The following is a 16,634-nucleotide window of genomic DNA, read 5'->3' on the forward strand; positions in this document are numbered from 1 at the left end:
CACAATCAGGATATGGAACCCATCACACTCCGTACGGAGCGCCTCATACTGCGCCCTCTTCAGGAAGAGGACACGGACGCGGTGGCCGCCGCCTGCGACGACCCCGGCATTCAGCGCTGGGTGCCGCTGCCGGAGCCGTACGAGCGCAAGCACGCCGAGGAGTTCGTGGGCCGGACCAGCCCGGCGGGCTGGAGCGAGGACACCCTGTACAACTTCGGGGTCTTCACGCACGAGGGCGCCCTCGTCGGCTCGATGGGGCTCACGCAGATCGCGCATCTGAGGACGGCCGAACGCCAGGCCGAGCTGGGTTTCTGGACGGCGCGCGACCAGCGCCGCAAGGGCTACACGGCGGAGGCGGGCCGCGAGGTCGCCCGCTGGGCCTTCGCCGACCTGGGCGTCGAACGCCTGGAATGGGTCGCCCAGGTCGGGAACGAGGGCTCGCTCGGCGTCGCCCGGAGCATCGGCTTCGTCCTGGAGGGCGTGCAGCGCGCCCGTATCGTCCACCGGGGCACGCGGCGCGACGCGTGGATCGCGGCGCTGCTGCCGTCGGACTGGGGCCGCGCCCAGGAGACCCCGTACCTGCCGGGCCCGGCGACGGACTGAGGCTCCGCGCCGCGGCAGGCGTTCGGTGGAAGTGGGCTGTCAGTGGCCCCACTTAGGGTGTGCCGCATGACCACCCCCGTACGTCCTGAACACTCGCTCTCCGCCGACGAGGCCCGCAGGATCGCGCTCCGGGCGCAGGGACTGCTGGGCGCTCCCGACCGCCGCGCCGGGGTGCGCGGAGTGCTGCGCCACCTGGGCGCCGTGCAGCTCGACACCATCTCGGTGCTGGCCCGCTCCCACGAGCTGGTGCCGTACGCACGGCTGGGCCCGGTGGGCCGCGAGGCCGTGGAGTCCGCGTACTGGTCGGGCGGGCACAGCTTCGAGTACTGGTCGCATGCCGCCTGTGTGCTGCCCGTCGAGGAGTGGCCGCACTTCGCGTTCCGCAGGCGTGCCTTCCGCGAGCGGGGCCACCGCTGGCACCAGATGAGGGACCGTGAGGGCTCGTCGGCCGCCGTGCGCGAGAAGCTCAAGGCTGAGGGGCCTCTGACCACCGCCGAGCTGGGCGGCGGGCGGAACGGGGGCGAGTGGTGGGACTGGTCCGAGAGCAAGATCGCGGTGGAGTGGCTGCTGGACACCGGCGAGGTCGTCGTCGCCGAGCGCCGCGGCTGGAAGCGGGTGTACGACCTGGCGGAGCGCGCCGTCCCGGACGCCCTCTTCCACGACGACGTCGACGACCACACCTGCATAAGGCGCCTGGTCGCCCAGGCGGGCACCGCGCTGGGCGTCGCGACGCGCGCCGACCTCGCGGACTACCACCGCCTGAAGGCCGAGCAGGTCGACGCGGCGCTGCCGGACACGGACCTGGTGCCGGTCGAGGTCGAGGGCTGGGGAAAACCCGCCTGGGCCGACCCGGCGGCGCTGGAGACCACCCCGCGCGGCAGGCACCGTACGACGCTGCTCTCGCCGTTCGACTCACTCATCTGGGACCGGGCACGCACCGAGCGTGTCTTCGGCTTCACCCACCGCCTGGAGGCGTACGTGCCCAGGCCGAAGCGCGTCCACGGCTATTTCGCGATGCCGCTGCTCGCGGGCGGGAAGCTGGTCGGCCGCATGGACCCGGCCCGCGAGGGCACCACGCTGGTCGCCCGCCAGCTCTCCCTACGCGGCGAGCGCGACGTGGAGCCGATGGCCCGGGCACTGCGCGAGGCGGCGGAATGGGTCGGCTGCGACACGGTCCGCGTGGAGCGCTGCGACCCGGAGGCCGTACGAACGCCCCTGGAGAAGGCCCTCAAGACGGCCCTCGACGCGACCTGAGCCCCCTGAACGGGGCCCGCGAGGGCCGAGAGGGCGGGGGTCCGGGGTCCGGCACAGGGGCCCGGTGCAGGGGGCGGGGTCCGGGACGGGGGTCCGGACCCCGGCCTCCGGACTCAGCGGCCGCGGACGCCCCGGTCGCGGTCACCGGATCTCAAGGATCTTCTCCCGCATCGCGTAGACCACGGCCTCCATCCGGGAGTGGAGCTGGAGCTTCTCCAGGATGTTCCGCACGTGGTTCTTGACCGTGTTCTCGCTGATGAAGAGCTCTTTCGCGATGTCCCGGTTGTTCATCCCGGTGGCGACGAGCTTGAGGACCTCCAGCTCCCGCTCGGTCAGCTTCGGCGCGGGCACCAGCTTGCTCTCGTCGGTGCGCTGGATCATCGACTTGAACTCGGTGAGGAGCTTGGCCGCCATCGACGGGCTGATCTGCGACTGGCCGTCCGCGACGGCCCGGATGGCCGTGGAGACCTCGTCGGTGGAGATCTCCTTGAGGAGATAACCCGTCGCCCCCGCCTTGATCGCGTCGTAGAGGTCGGCCTCCTCGTCGCTGATCGTCAGCATGATGATCTTCGCGCTGGGAGCGACCTCCTTGATGGAGGTGCACGCCTCGATCCCGCCCCGCTTCGGCATCCGCACATCCATCAGCACGATGTCGGGCAGCAGATCGGCGGCCTTGTCCACGGCCTCCGCCCCGTCCCCGGCCTCGCCGACGACCTGGATGTCCTCCTCCTGCGCGAGGACGATCTCCAGTCCCCGCCGGAACAGCGCGTGATCGTCCACGACAAGAACCCTGATCGGCTCCTTGCGGGACTCTCTCTCGTGCGACTCCTCCGCATCCGGACGCGGGTGTGCATCGGGCACGGGCATCGCTGGCCCGAAGCTCTCCACCATCGTTCCTCCCCCTGCACCCTATGCCGCACCAACCCCGCTACTCAGAAAGGCGGTTGGTGTGAGTCCAGATGTTACTCACGAACGCGCCCCCGGCCGGGTTCCAGACCCTGCCGGGGGCGCGTTCATCTGGCCAATGGCTCACCAAGCCCCGTCAAGCGTTGAGTGCGCCGCCCGCGCCGCGCGGGGGCTCCTCCACGAACGGGTCCGGCTCCAGATGGATCACGCCGTAGTCGTAGCCGTGCCGTCGGTAGACGACGCTCGGCTGCTTGGTCTCGGAGTCGACGAACAGATAGAAGTCGTGCCCGACCAGCTCCATCTCGTAGAGCGCCTGGTCGAGCGTCATGGGCGCAGCGGCATGCGTCTTCTCCCGGACCACGAGCGGGCCCTCGCCCTGGATCTCCAGCGATCCCATCTTGGTGACCACCGGCTGCCCGTCGTCCTCGGGGGCGGCTGCCGGGCGGGCGGCCGCGTCGAGTTCTCCGTTGAGCTCCGCTGCGAGGTGAGCGGTTGCCGCCGCGACACTCATCGGTGCGCGGGACCCACCACGGTGCACTCGGCGCTTGTCGTGCTGCTTCCGCAGCCGCGCCTCCAGCTTGCTGGACGCCAGGTCCAGCGCCGCGTAGGGATCGGAGGCCGCTGCCTCCGCACGGATGACCGGTCCTCGACTACGCAGGGTGATCTCCACCCTGTCGGAACGGTCGGCCTGCCGGGGGTTGTGCTCCTTGCACACCTCGACATCCAGGTTGATCACCTTTCCGTCGAGCTTCTTGATCTTCTCCAGCTTCTCGGCCACGTGCTTGCGGAACCGGTCGGGCACCTCTGTCTTGCGGCCCTTGACGACGATGTCCACGCAGAACTCCGTTCCCGGACGGGTCCGTTGTGACGTGCGGAGCCCGTCCTTGGTGCACTGACGCCGGAGGTTCGGCCTCCTGCCGATGGCTCTCCGGCACAAGGTCGGCTTGCGACTTTCACCTCCTTCTCCCCCGCAGGGAAGATCGCCACCCAATCCGAACGTACCTCCAGTGGGGGAGAGTCGGCACCCCCTACTGGTACGTACCTCCGTTCGGGCGAGGTTTCCCTCGTATCACCTGCAACGTTGCTGGCGGTCATCGAGTTCCGGACAGCTTTCCAAGGCGGCCTTTCGCGCCCCTCGTCACACCATGTCGTCAACCCGCCCGCGGACCGGAACGGACCGCGAGCACAGCGGCTCCCGTCACTCCTCCCATCGCACGGGCCGCCTCGGCCAGCGAGGCTCCCGTCGTCATCAGATCGTCCACCAGCACCGCCTCCTCCGCACCCAGCAGGCCCGCGAAGCCCGGCACGGCCTCCAGGGCACCCCGCAGGTTCGCCGCCCTCTGCGCGGCCGTCAGCCCCGTCTGGTCGGCCACGGTCCGCCGCTGCCGCAGCACGGGCAGCATCCGCGCGGGGACACCGTCGCTCCGCAGCCGCGCGGCCGCCGCCAGCGCGATCCGCCGCACCGGGTCGTGCCCGCGCCGCGCCACGGCCCGGCGCGCGGAGGGCACCGGCACGAGCGCGAGCGCCCGCGCGCTCCCGCACCCCTGGATCCGCCCCGGACCGCTCCGTGAGGCCCCCTGAGAGGTTTGTTGGCCCCCAGGAGCGGGCCCCGTGGCGGCGGCCCGCACAGCCCCGGCGAGCGCGGCTCCCAGCGGCGCGGCGAGCCGCAGCGCACCGCGCTCCTTGTGAGCGAGCAGCGTGGCCCGCGCCTCGTCCGCGTACGGGAGAGCCCCGTAGACCGGAGGCAGCCCGGACGGCACCGGCGACGGCCATACCCGCCGCGGCACCGCGCCTGTCAGCACGCCGCTGCACTCGTTGCACAGACCGTCCCTCGTCCGCGGACGGCCGCACCCGGCACACCCCATGGGCAGTACCAGACCTGCGATTTCCTGCCGGAGCGTGTGCCACAACTCCCGCATGACTTCACTGTCCCAGCCGGATCCCGGGCCGACCAGCCCTGTGGATAACTCCCGGCGGCCCGGAATCCCGGAGCTGCCGGAGCCGCCGGAGCTGCCGGCCCCAGCCCCGAACCCAGCCCCTGCCCGGCCCCGGCCCCAAACCGGAATCAGCACGGCGCGGTCCACCGGCCGTCGGCCGGCCGTCAGCCCGGGTAGACCGGTGCCGAGCCCTCGCTCGTCAGCGTTCTCCAGTTGGCGTCAGGGGGCAGTCGCACTATCCCGTCCTCCGAGTCCGCGAGCAGCGGCCTGCTCTCGTCCTCCGAGGCGGCCACGCCCGTGACGTCGTTGATACCGGGGAGCGTCGGCTGGTCCGAGGCCGAGCCGTCCGTCTCCATGTAGAGCAGCTGCTGCACGCTGCCGGACTCCCGGCCGACGACGACGAGCCTGCTGCCGCCCGCCCACGACACCGCGATCACGTCCTCCAGCTGCGGGGCGCCGGGACGCAGATCGGCGACCATGGCCTTCGGCTTCTCCTTCGTACCGCCGTGGTGCACCCGCCCGAGCCGCAAGGTCGAGCGCCCCTTCGGCTCACGCACCCGCAGCGCTATCCGTACGCCGTCCGAGGCGATCTTCACGGACTCGATGCGCTGCCCCTTGCGCAGGCCCGGCACCTCGACCTCTTCCGGCTTCTCCTTGCCGCCGCGCAGCCGCAGCAGCCGCGAGTTCTTCGGGTCCCTGTCGGCCACCCAGAGGTCCCCGAGCCCGTCCCAGCTCGGCGCCGTCAGGCGGTCGTCCTCGTGCTTCGCCTTGCTCGTGAGCACGGGGTCGCCCAGCGTTCCCGGCCCGTTCTCCAGGGACGTCACGTACAGCGAGCGGCGTCCGCGGGTGACGGCCGCCGCCTCCTTCTCCGGACGGTTGACCGCGACGGCGCCCATCTCGACCTTGCCGGTGCCCAGCGCGCCCTCGACGGGCTCGGGCTGGTCGAAGTGGCGCCCCAGGGCCGTCACACGGTGGTTCTTGTCGATGAAGTAGACCCGCTTGGCGCTGCCGTTGAGCCTGCCGGGCTGGTAGTCGGCGGCGTCCTCACGCGTCTGTGTGCACATCTCGGCGCCCTGCGGCCCGCGCAGATCCACCTTGCTGACCTTCGCCGAGGCCTGGTCCTGCACGCTGTGGAGCACCTGCGCCGCCATCCGCTCGCACTGCGTCCGGCTCGCTCTCGACCCCTTCGCGTTCAGCCGCACCGTCAGCGCGCCCGCGTCGTCGAGCGTCAGGTGGTGCTGCTTGGGTGCCAGCCGGGTGCCCGGCGGGAAGGCGGACTTCACGACGGGGTCGATCCAGCCCGTCGGCCCCTCCAGCAGCGCGGCGACCGTCTCGGTGACGGGGTTGATCCTGCGCCGCAGATAGACCGGGTCGGCCACCAGAACGTTCTTGCCGTTCGTCACCGACTCGGAGTCCGGGCCGAGTTCGGCGTAGTAGTAGTTGTTGATCGGCCGGTAGATGCGCTGGAAGTCGGACTGCCCGAGGACGAGCCCGTCCGGCATACGGTCGATCCGCCACTGACCGTCCACCTTGGTCAGATAGAACCTCGCGCTGTACTCGCCCTTCGCCGGCGAGTACGCGTGCTTACGGTCGACCTCGGCCATCCGCCTGCCCGAGACCTGAATGACGTAGCCGTCCTTGCCCGGCAGGCCGCTGTCCGTCTTCGGCGCCTTCCGTACGCTCGGCCCGGACGACAGCACGTGCGTCCCGGAGAACGGGCTCCACGCGCGCGCCATCTGCGGTGTCAGATACTCCCGCGCGGTCGGGAAGTTGACCTCGTCGCTCGTCGTCGCCTCCAGGAAGCCCCGCACGATCTGCTGCGGAGTCTCGCCCTTCTGCGGGCTCACGCTGTAGACGCGCACCTGGGAGTCCGCTTGCGCGCGGTGCGAGGAGTTGACCCGGTCGAGCCCGCCGTCGTCCGGCATCGAGGCACATCCCGCGACCAGCGCGCCGAGTACGGCCAGCGAGGCGAGCGCCCGTACGCGGCGGACGTTCCGCCCCTGACGTACGTACCGCCCGGACGGCAGTCGCTCGTCAGTGCCCATCTCCACTCCCCTCCCGACGCTCCCCGCCGACCGTACGGCCCCTGGCCCTGGGGACCCTGTGCTCGCGGGGCTCCCGAAGCTCTGCTCCCTCACGCGCGCCCTCCGGTTCATGCGCGCCCCCCGGACCCGGCCCCGTCAGCTCCCTCACGCCGCTCCGGCTCGCTCCGGCCCGCGGGAAGCTCGGCCCGCGCGGGGGCGCTCCGCCCGCTCTGCCCGCTCTGCTCGCTCCGCCCGGCGGACACGGACGCGACCCGCGCGCCCGAGGACGCGGAAGCGTCCGCAGACGTACCCGGTTCCTCCGTACGGTCCGTCGGCTGAGCCGGAATCGTTCCGTCCAGCCCGCGACGGCGCCGCGAGTCCGTGGGCTCCAGCGGAATCGGCGAGCCCCGCAGCGCGTCGCCCGCCGTGCAGGGCAGCGTGAGCCGGAACTGCGAACCGTCCCCCGGATAGCCCCACGCCTGGAGCCAGCCGCCGTGCAGCCGCGCGTCCTCCAGCGCGATGGAGAGCCCCAGACCCGTGCCACCCGTCGTACGGGCCCGCGCGGGGTCCGCCCGCCAGAAACGGTTGAAGACCTTGTCCACCTCGCCGCGCTTCAGGCCTACGCCGTAGTCCCGTACGGCCACGGCCACCGCGTTGCCCCCCGTCGCCAGGCGGACGACGACGTCGCGGCCCTCCCCGTGCTCGATCGCGTTGTCGACCAGGTTGCGCAGGACGCGCTCGATACGGCGGCCGTCCGCCTCGGCGATCACGGGCCGCTCGTCGCCCAATATGAGCACCCGGCTGCCCTTGCGGTCGGCCAGCGGCTCGGCGCCCTCGACGACGCGATGGACCATGTCCCGCAGGTCGACCGGACCTGCCTCCAGATTGGCCGCCCCCGCGTCGAAACGGCTGATCTCCAGCAGATCCGCGAGCAGCGACTCGAAACGGTCGAGCTGGCCCAGCAGCAGCTCGGCGGAGCGCGCGGTCGCGGGGTCGAAGTCCTCCCGCGCCTCATGGATCACGTCGGCGGCCATCCGCACCGTCGTCAGCGGCGTACGCAGCTCGTGCGAGACGTCCGAGACGAAGCGGCGCTGCATCCGCGACAGCTCTTCGAGCTGCTGGATCTTCAGCTGGAGGTTCTGCGCCATCTTGTTGAAGGACTCGCCGAGCCGGGCGATGTCGTCCTCGCCGGTGACCTTCATCCGTTCCTGGAGCCGCCCGGCCGCCAGCCGCTCGGAGATCCCGGCTGCCATCCGTACGGGCGTGACCACCTGCCGCACCACGAGCCAGGCGATCGCCCCGAGCAGCACGACCACGAACACCCCGGCCGTCGCCAGCGTGCCCTTGACCAGGCTCAGCGACTCCTCCTCCTGGGTGAAGGGGAAGACGTAGTAGAGCTGGTACGGATTGCCCCGGGCGTCGTTGAGCCGCTTGCCGACTATCAGTGCCGGGTCGCTCTGGCCGCCCGAGCGGACGACGCGCGCGTACCTCTGGTGCATGCCCGGCTTACGGTCCAGCGCCTCCCGCAGGTCCTCCGGAACGCTCTCCTCCGGCTTGATGTCCCCGGACGAGCGCGGACCCCTCGTACTGACGTTCCCGCTCCCGAGGAACGGCGCCTCGTTGCTCTTCGACCCGAGCGCGACGACCGAGTACACGCCCTGACCACCGCTGGCGAGCTGCTCCACCAGGTTGTTCAGCCAGGTGCCGGAGTTCTGCACCCCGCTGCCGCTGCGGATGCTGTCGTCACCGCCCGCACGGCCGCCGCCCGCGCTGTCGGCCTGCTGCTGAGCCGCGCTGAAGCCACCCGTGGCCTGGGACAGCGCGGCCTTCTCCTTGGCCTCCAGGAGGCCGTTGCGCACCTGTCCGATGACGACGATGCCGAGCAGGAGAACGACCCCGAGCGACATCAGCAGCGTGGCCGCGACGACCCTGAGCTGGATGTTGCGCCGCCACAACCGCATCACGGGCAGCAGCGGCCGGCGCACCCAGCGCACGAAGAAGCGCACCATGGGCCGCGCGCCCGGGCCGGTGGCCCCCTCCGGCAGCAAGCCGTCGGAGAAGAGCACCCCACTTCGCCACAAACGCCCGAATTTGGAAATATCGGACTCCCGGCCCCCGGCCCGGCCCCCGCCGGACCGGCGCGGAGCAGAGCCGTTCCGGGACATGTCAGCTAGGTCCGGCCTTGTAGCCGACGCCGCGCACGGTCACCACGATCTCCGGCCGCTCCGGGTCCTTCTCGACCTTCGAGCGCAGCCGCTGCACGTGCACGTTGACCAGCCGCGTATCGGCCGCGTGCCGGTAGCCCCACACCTGCTCCAGCAGCACCTCACGGGTGAAGACCTGCCAGGGCTTACGGGCGAGCGCGACCAGCAGATCGAACTCCAGCGGGGTGAGGGCTATCGACTGCCCCTCCCGTTTCACCGAGTGCCCGGCGACGTCGATCACCAGATCCCCGATCGCGAGCTGCTCCGGCGCGGGCTCCTCGGAGCGGCGCAGCCGCGCCCGGATCCGCGCCACCAGCTCCTTGGGCTTGAACGGCTTGACGATGTAGTCGTCGGCACCGGACTCCAGTCCGACCACCACATCCACCGTGTCGCTCTTCGCGGTCAGCATGACCACGGGCACCCCGGATTCGGCCCGGATCAGGCGGCACACCTCGATGCCGTCCCTCCCGGGCAGCATCAGGTCGAGCAATACAAGATCAGGTTTGGTCTCCCGGAAGGCGGCTAGCGCCTTGTCGCCGTCTGCCACGAACGACGGCTCAAAACCTTCGCCGCGCAGCACAATGCCGAGCATCTCTGCCAGTGCGGTGTCGTCGTCGACGACAAGGACGCGTCCCTTCATGCGTTCATCATCCCATTACGCGATCGTGACGTTCCCTTTCGTGACGTGGAACACAATTCCGCGACGGTGTCAGCCGTCACAGGAGAGATCACTCCACGGTCCGTGACGATGGCCGTCACCAGGTCGGCAGGGGTCACGTCGAAGGCCGGGTTGTAGGCCCGCGCGCCCACCGGAGCCAACGGAATCCCTCCGCCCGTCTCCGGTCCGCCACCCGTTCTGTGCACCGGTGGGATCTCCGTCACCTCGTGCCCGGGACGCTGCTCCACCTCGATGTCGCTGCCCCTCTCCGTCGTCAGGTCCACGGTGGTCACCGGGGCCACCACCACGAACGGCACCTCGTGGTGCCGGGCCAGCACCGCCAGCGGATACGTACCGACCTTGTTCGCCACCGCGCCGTCCGCCGCGATCCGGTCGGCCCCGACCAGCACCGCGTCCACCTCGCCCTCGGCGAAGAGCGAACCCGCCGCGTTGTCCGACAGCACGCTGTACGGCATCCCCTCCCGTGCCGCCTCGTACGCCGTCAGCCTCGCGCCCTGGAGCAGCGGCCGCGTCTCGTCCACCCACAGCTTCCTCAGCTCGCCCGCCTGATGCACGGCCCGGACGACCCCCAGCGCGGTGCCCTGGCCACCGGAGACCAGCACGCCGGTGTTGCAGTGGGTGAGGATCCGCAGCCCGCCGCCGGGCACCAGCTCCTCCAGCAGCTCGCTGCCGTGCTCCGAGAGCCGAGCGCTCGCCTCCGCGTCCTCCCGGTGCAGCGCCCTCGCCTCGGCGAGCGCCTGCGCGGCGGCCCTCTCGGCCCCGTCACCGGACCCGGTCCCGGGCTCCGACAACGCCGCCTTGTACACCTTCTCCACGCGACGCACCCCGTAGGCGAGGTTGACCGCCGTCGGCCGCGCGTGCGCCAACTGCTCGGCCGCGTCCGCGACATCGAACCCCCGAGCCGCGGCAAGGGCCACCCCGTACGCCCCCGCGATGCCCAGAAGGGGCGCGCCTCGCACCGCCAGCGACTGGATGGCAGCCACCAGCGCGGGTACGTCCGTACACACCAGCTCGACTTCTTCGGCGGGCAACCGCGTCTGGTCGAGGAGCACCAGCACCGGTCCTTCCGGTAGCTCCTCCCAGCGAAGCGCCGGACCACACTGTTCAGCCATTCGAACAGTCTGCCTTGCGACAGCGGGACTCCAGAAGGCAACCGCGACTCCCGGGGCGGGGACCCGGTGACTGCGCGTCGTGGCACGATGGCAGCCAACCAGGCGACGGAGCTACACACACCCCGAGGTGACCTCACGTGAACGACTCTCCGGGCTGGGCTTCGCCCGGATCCTCTTCGTCCGATCCCCGCCCGAACCCCGGGAAGGGGAGTCAGGACGACGACAAGGAGCGCACGACTTCCGAGGCAACGCCCCAGACCCCGTCCGACCAGCCGCCCACCGCGCCTGACCGGACCGAGGCCCCGTCGGACGAGCCCCCGCGCAACTGGGCGGCCCAGCAGCCGCCCGCCTCCGGCTCCCCGGGCTGGGGCGCGGCACCTCCGCCCCCGAACCGCCCGGGACCGGGACGGCCAGGCCCGGGCCGTCCCGGTCGCCCCGGCCCCGGAGGCTGGGGCACCCCCTGGGCCCAACCCCCGCAGGCCGCCAAGCCCGGCGTCGTCCCCCTCCGCCCGCTCGGCGTCGGCGAGATCCTCGACGGCGCCGTGAGCACCATGCGCGCCCACTGGCGGACGGTGCTCGGCATCTCCCTGGCCGTGGCCGTCATCACGCAGCTCGCCTCGACCGTCGCCGTCGGCATCTGGTTCCCCGACAACGGAGACCTCGACGCCCTCACCAACGACCCCGACCCGACCCTCGACGAGCTGTCCGACGCCCTCGGCGGAGCACTCGGCAGCCTCGGCGTCGCCATGGTCGTCGGCATGCTGGGCAGCGTCATCGCCACCGCCATGCTCACCGTCGTGGTCAGCCGTGCCGTCCTCGGCCGCGGCGTCACCATCGGCGAGGCGTGGCGGGACTCCAAGCCCCAGCTTCTGCGCCTCCTGGGACTGCTCCTCCTCGTCCCCGTCCTCATCACCGTGGTCATGCTGCTCTGCCTGACCCCCGGCCTCGCCGCCGTCGCCGGCGACTCCGCGAACCTCGCCGTCTCCTTCCTCTTCCTCGGCATGCTGGGCGGCACCGTCGCCGCCGCCTGGCTCTGGGTCCGCTACTGCCTCGCCGCGCCCGCCCTGATGCTGGAGAAGCAGGGCGTCATCCCCTCGATGCGCCGCTCCGCCAAGCTCGTACGCGGTAGCTGGTGGCGCATCTTCGGCATCCAGCTCCTGGCGCTCATCCTGGTGTTCATCGTCTCCTCCGTGGTCCAGATGCCCACCACCTTCATCGCCACGCTCGTCAGCGGAGAGGGCGGCTCCTCGCTCACCGGCGCCGCGGCGGCCACCGGGTGGACCTCGCTGATCATCTCCGGCATCGGCTCCGTGGTCGCCTCCACCATCTCGCTCCCCGTCAGCGCGGGCGTCACGGCGCTGCTCTACCTCGACCAGCGCATCCGCCGCGAAGCCCTCGACCTCGAACTCGCGCGCGCTGCCGGCGTCCCCGGCTACGGAGACCCGCAGACCGACCGCCCCACTCCCGGAAGCTGACCCGATGACGGGGAGCCTCGCCGACGCGGCGCTCCGCCCGGTGGCCGCCCTCCACCGGGCGGCCCTCACGAGCGCCGACGGCGACGGCCCCGTCACCACCCCCCGCCTCCCCGCACGCGAGGACGCGGAACGCGAGCTCTCCGAGCCGCGATACCACGAGAACGACCCCAACCTCCTCCAGCGCATCATCGACTGGATCTGGGACCGCGTCGGTGATCTCCTCGACACCGCCGCGGGCGCGACGCCCGGAGGCCCCACCGGTCTCATCGCCGTCGTCATCGTCGTCGCCCTGCTGGTCCTCGCCCTCCGGCTGCGCCTCGGCAGGCTCCGCGCCCAGCCCACCAGCGACACCAGCTCCCTCTTCACCGACCGCCCCCGCACCGCCGCGGACCACCGCGCCAACTCCGAGGCGCGCGCCGCCGAGGCCCGCTGGAGCGAGGCCGTCCAGGAACGGATGCGCGCCCTCGTCCGCTCCCTGGAGGAACGAGCCCTGCTCGACCCCCGCCCCGGCCGTACGGCCGATGAGGCAGCCGAGGAAGCGGGCCACGCCCTCCCCGAGCACGCGGAGGCCCTCCACGCCGCCGCCCGCTCCTTCGACGAGGTGACATACGCGGACCGCCCCGCCGACGAGGCCACGTATCTCCGTCTCCGCTCTCTCGACACCGCGCTCCGCCACGCCACCCCCGCCGCGCCCACGGGCGGCCGGGAGCCCGCGACCTCCCGGGGCGGAGGGCGCAGTTGAGCAGCACCTCCACCTCGCCCACCGCACGCCAGCTCTGGTCGCGAACCCGCGGGTTCCTGCTGGCCGCCGCCATCCTGGCCGCGGCGGCAGTGGCCATCGCCGCGCTCCGCTCCGGCGGCGAACACGGACGTCTCGACCCCCGCTCCGCCGATCCCCACGGCACCCGCGCCGTCGCCGAACTCCTCGCGGACCGCGGCGTCACCACCAAGGTCCTCTCCAGCACCTCCGAGGCCACCGCCGAGGCGGGCCCGGACACCACCCTCCTCGTCACCCGCCCGGACCGCCTGAGCGACGACGAACGCCGCGAACTCCGCGACGCCGCTCGACGCGGCGGCCGTACCGTCCTCATCGCCCCCGACTCCACGTCCGCCTCCGCGCTCGTCCCTGGAGTACGCGCGGCATCCGCTCCCGCGCCGGTCCAGCCGACGCCCCCGGACTGCGACCTTCCCGCGGCGACCCGGGCGGGCGACGCCGAACTCGGCGGCTACCGCTACTCCACGGGCCTGAAGCGCACGGACGCCTGCTACCTCCGCCAAGGCCTGCCCTCCCTTCTCCGTCTCCCGCACTCCGCCAGCGGCGACACCGTCCTCCTCGGCACCGGCGACCCGCTCACCAACGAGCGCCTCGACAAGTACGGCAACGCCTCCCTCGCCCTCCAACTGCTCGGCTCACGACCGCACCTCCTCTGGTACCTGCCGTCGGCGGCCGACACCGCGCCTCCCGAGGGCGAGGAACGCGGATTCCTCGACCTCATCCCGTCCGGCTGGAAATGGGCCGCGCTCCAACTCGGCATCGCGGCCGTACTCGCAGCCCTCTGGCGAGCCCGCCGCCTGGGCCCGCTCGTCCACGAACGCCTCCCGGTCTCCGTCCGCGCTTCCGAGGCCACCGAGGGCAGGGCCCGCCTCTACCGCAGGGCGAACGCCCGCGACCGTGCCGCCGCCTCGCTCCGCGCGGCCACGCGCACCCGCCTCGCTCCGCTCGTAGGGGTGTCCCTCTCCCAGGCGCACTTCCCCGAGGTCCTCGCCCCCGCTCTCGCCGACCACGCGGATCACCGCCCGGAGACCGCGCGGGCCCCCGACATCACCACCCTCCTCTTCGGCCCCGCACCGACGACCGACGCCGCCCTGATCCAACTGGCCGACGACCTGGACCGATTCGAGCAACAGGTCACCGCGGTCGCCTCCCCCGCCTCCGTCACCTCATCTCCGAGAGACAAGGACCGCACCCCGTGAGCGCCCCCTCCGCAGACAGCGCCCGCGACGCCCTAGAGGCGCTCCGCCAAGAGATCGCCAAGGCAGTCGTCGGCCAGGACGCCGCCGTGACCGGCCTCGTCGTCGCTCTCCTCTGCCGCGGCCACGTGCTCCTCGAAGGCGTGCCGGGCGTCGCCAAGACCCTGCTCGTACGGTCCCTGGCCGCCACACTCGAACTCGGCACGAAACGTCTTCAGTTCACGCCGGACCTCATGCCGAGCGACGTCACCGGATCGCTCGTCTACGACGCCCGCACCGCCGAGTTCTCCTTCCAGCCCGGCCCGGTCTTCACTCACCTCCTCCTCGCCGACGAGATCAACCGGACCCCGCCGAAGACACAGGCGTCCCTGCTCGAAGCCATGGAGGAACGTCAAGTCACCGTCGACGGCACCCCACGCGCGCTCCCCGAGCCCTTCCTGGTGGCAGCCACACAGAACCCGGTCGAGTACGAAGGCACCTATCCGCTGCCGGAAGCCCAGCTCGACCGCTTCCTGCTGAAGCTGAACGTTCCTCTGCCGCCACGCGACGCCGAGATCGACGTGCTCACCCGTCACGCCGAGGGCTTCGACCCCCGGGACCTCGAAGCCGCAGGGGTCAGAGCCGTCGCGGGCTCCGAGGAGATCGAAGCCGCCCGGACCGCGGTCGCCAAGACCTCGGTCTCCGCCGAAGTCACCGGCTACATCGTCGATATCTGCCGTGCCACGCGCGATTCCCCCTCGCTCTCCCTCGGGGTCTCCCCCCGAGGCGCCACCGCCCTGCTGGCCACCGCCCGCGCATGGGCCTGGCTCATGGGCCGCGACTACGTCATTCCCGACGACGTCAAGGCATTCGCCCTGCCGACACTCAGGCACCGCGTCCAGCTCCGCCCCGAAGCCGAGATGGAAGGCGTCACCCCCGACAGCGTGATCAACTCGATCCTCGCCCATGTCCCGGTCCCCCGCTGAGGCAGCGAGACCTGACTCATGGCACTCACCGGACGCACAGCCCTCATCGCAGCTCTCGGGGCCCTGCTCGTCGGCCTCGTCCTCCCCCACTGGCTCGGCCTGCTCGCCGTCGAGATCCCCCTGCTGCTCGCAATCCTCTATGACCTCGCAAGGGCAGCACCAGTCCGTCAGCTCGTCTTCACTCGAAGCGGTGACACCTCAGTTCGACTTGGGGAACAGGTGAACGCCTCTCTGGTCATCACCAACCCCACCACCCGCCCCCTTCACGCTGACCTCCGCGACGCCTGGCCACCGAGCGCCTGGTCACCCTCAGCGGAACCGACGCCCGGCCGCCACGAATTGCACATCGCGCCGGGCGAACGCCAGCGCGTCACGACGACTCTCCAGCCCACCCGACGAGGCGACCGGCAGGCCGAACGCATCACGGTGCGCTCGTACGGTCCGCTCGGCCTGGCAGCCCGTCAAGGGCATCACGACGTCCCCTGGACCGTCCGCGTCCTCCCCGCCTTCACCAGCCGCAAGCACCTGCCCGGCAAGCTCGCACGCCTCCGCGAGCTCGACGGCCGGACCAGCATCCTGACCCGCGGTGAAGGCACCGAATTCGACAGCCTGCGCGAGTACGTACCCGGCGACGACACCCGCTCCATCGACTGGCGCGCGACCGCTCGCCAGTCCACCGTCGCCGTACGGACATGGCGCCCCGAACGCGACCGCCGGGTCCTCCTCGTCCTGGACACCGGCCGCACCTCAGCGGGCCGCGTGGGCGACATCCCGCGCCTCGACGTCTCCATGGACGCGGCCCTCCTCCTGGGAGCCCTCGCCTCCCGCGCGGGCGACCGCGTGGACCTGCTCGCCTACGACCGCACGCCCCGTGCCACGGTCAACGGCCGCACGGCCCACCAGGTTCTCCCCGCCCTGGTCGACGCCATGGCACCCCTGGAGCCGGCACTTCTGGAAGCCGATGCCCGCGGCCTCGCGACAGCGGCCCTCCGTATCGCACCGCACCGGTCCCTGCTGGTCCTGCTCACAGGCCTCGACCCCGCACCGATCGAGGAAGGACTTCTCCCCGTCCTCCCTCTCCTCACCCAGAGGCATACGGTCGTGGTGGCCGCCATCTCCGATCCTCGCGTCCAGGAAATGGCACACGCACGAGGCACAGTGGACGCGGTGTACGAAGCTGCCGCCGCTGCCCAGGCCCAAGCCGAACGTCAGCACACGGCGGAACGTCTCCGCCGCCACGGCGTCATCGTCGTGGACGCCCTCCCCGCAGATCTCGCCCCGACGCTCGCGGACACATACCTGTCGCTCAAGGCAGCGGGAAGGCTCTGACGGGGAGGTCCCGGGGGTACGGAAAAGCCCCACAAACACGAAAAAGCCCCGTCGGCGCAATGGCCAACGGGGCTTCTTCCATGTTTAGTTCGGCGGTGTCCTACTCTCCCACACGCTCCCGCATGCAGTACCATCGGCGCTGAAAGGCTTAGCTTCCGGGTTCGGAATGTGACCG

14 protein-coding genes and 1 rRNA gene are annotated in these 16,634 nt (G+C 71.6%); 7 read left to right on the plus strand and 8 right to left on the minus strand.

Annotated elements, in window-relative coordinates; genetic code table 11:
- Positions 1-12 precede the first annotated feature (12 nt).
- Both ACGF3A_RS37265 and ACGF3A_RS37270 read left to right on the plus strand, forming a co-directional pair.
- Entirely contained in the window at positions 13-603 is a 591-nt protein-coding gene (locus ACGF3A_RS37265; RefSeq protein WP_393734932.1) for a GNAT family N-acetyltransferase, read from the plus strand.
- A 66-nt stretch (positions 604-669) separates the two neighbouring features.
- The gene (locus tag ACGF3A_RS37270; RefSeq protein ID WP_393734933.1) at positions 670-1,857 is read left to right on the plus strand and encodes a winged helix-turn-helix domain-containing protein; all 1,188 of its coding nucleotides are present in this window, start codon (positions 670-672) and stop codon (positions 1,855-1,857) included.
- A gap of 141 nt (positions 1,858-1,998) precedes the next feature.
- Here the strand turns inward: ACGF3A_RS37270 and ACGF3A_RS37275 are convergent, their stop codons facing one another.
- From ACGF3A_RS37275 to mtnA, 7 genes are all read right to left on the minus strand, one after another.
- Positions 1,999-2,748, minus strand: a complete 750-nt coding sequence (locus tag ACGF3A_RS37275) for a response regulator (RefSeq protein ID WP_393734934.1) — start codon at positions 2,746-2,748, stop codon at positions 1,999-2,001.
- Between the two features lie 151 nt (positions 2,749-2,899).
- Positions 2,900-3,598, minus strand: a complete 699-nt coding sequence (gene hpf / locus ACGF3A_RS37280; protein ID WP_393734935.1) for a ribosome hibernation-promoting factor, HPF/YfiA family — start codon at positions 3,596-3,598, stop codon at positions 2,900-2,902.
- Between the two features lie 316 nt (positions 3,599-3,914).
- Complete coding sequence (locus ACGF3A_RS37285; protein WP_393734936.1) at positions 3,915-4,565, minus strand: ComF family protein; 651 nt, start codon at positions 4,563-4,565, stop codon at positions 3,915-3,917.
- A 299-nt stretch (positions 4,566-4,864) separates the two neighbouring features.
- A complete protein-coding gene (locus ACGF3A_RS37290) occupies positions 4,865-6,745 on the minus strand; it encodes an LpqB family beta-propeller domain-containing protein (protein ID WP_393734937.1) in 1,881 nt (626 codons plus the stop codon).
- Positions 6,746-6,852: 107 nt separating this feature from the next.
- Positions 6,853-8,889: an MtrAB system histidine kinase MtrB gene (gene mtrB / locus ACGF3A_RS37295; RefSeq protein WP_393734938.1), complete on the minus strand. Its 2,037-nt coding sequence runs from the start codon at positions 8,887-8,889 to the stop codon at positions 6,853-6,855.
- A gap of 1 nt (position 8,890) precedes the next feature.
- A complete protein-coding gene (mtrA, locus tag ACGF3A_RS37300; RefSeq protein WP_027738342.1) occupies positions 8,891-9,568 on the minus strand; it encodes a two-component system response regulator MtrA in 678 nt (225 codons plus the stop codon).
- Positions 9,565-10,719 (minus strand): S-methyl-5-thioribose-1-phosphate isomerase, encoded by a 1,155-nt coding sequence (mtnA, locus tag ACGF3A_RS37305; RefSeq protein ID WP_393734939.1) that lies wholly within the window; start codon positions 10,717-10,719, stop codon positions 9,565-9,567. The genes mtrA and mtnA overlap by 4 nt, the downstream gene beginning before the upstream one ends.
- Before the next feature lie 137 nt (positions 10,720-10,856).
- On the opposite strand from mtnA, the gene ACGF3A_RS37310 reads away from it, so the two are divergent.
- From ACGF3A_RS37310 to ACGF3A_RS37330, 5 genes are read left to right on the plus strand one after another with little or no spacing between them, the layout of a single operon-like run.
- Positions 10,857-12,194 carry a hypothetical protein gene (locus ACGF3A_RS37310; RefSeq protein WP_393734940.1) on the plus strand — a complete coding sequence of 446 codons (1,338 nt, stop codon included), beginning with the start codon at positions 10,857-10,859 and terminating at the stop codon, positions 12,192-12,194.
- A 4-nt stretch (positions 12,195-12,198) separates the two neighbouring features.
- Positions 12,199-12,936 carry a DUF4129 domain-containing protein gene (locus tag ACGF3A_RS37315; protein ID WP_393734941.1) on the plus strand — a complete coding sequence of 246 codons (738 nt, stop codon included), beginning with the start codon at positions 12,199-12,201 and terminating at the stop codon, positions 12,934-12,936.
- Positions 12,933-14,168, plus strand: a complete 1,236-nt coding sequence (locus tag ACGF3A_RS37320; protein ID WP_393734942.1) for a DUF4350 domain-containing protein — start codon at positions 12,933-12,935, stop codon at positions 14,166-14,168. The genes ACGF3A_RS37315 and ACGF3A_RS37320 overlap by 4 nt, the downstream gene beginning before the upstream one ends.
- Positions 14,165-15,130, plus strand: a complete 966-nt coding sequence (locus tag ACGF3A_RS37325; protein ID WP_393734943.1) for an AAA family ATPase — start codon at positions 14,165-14,167, stop codon at positions 15,128-15,130. Before ACGF3A_RS37320 ends, ACGF3A_RS37325 begins: the two co-directional genes overlap by 4 nt.
- An 18-nt stretch (positions 15,131-15,148) precedes the next feature.
- Positions 15,149-16,459: a DUF58 domain-containing protein gene (locus ACGF3A_RS37330; protein WP_393734944.1), complete on the plus strand. Its 1,311-nt coding sequence runs from the start codon at positions 15,149-15,151 to the stop codon at positions 16,457-16,459.
- A gap of 87 nt (positions 16,460-16,546) precedes the next feature.
- On the opposite strand, the gene rrf is transcribed toward ACGF3A_RS37330, so the two are convergent.
- Positions 16,547-16,634: ribosomal RNA gene (rrf, locus tag ACGF3A_RS37335) — 5S ribosomal RNA — on the minus strand; the annotation flags it as partial.

The sequence above is a fragment of the Streptomyces sp. NPDC048172 genome (genome assembly GCF_043202595.1).
Classification (GTDB): domain Bacteria; phylum Actinomycetota; class Actinomycetes; order Streptomycetales; family Streptomycetaceae; genus Streptomyces.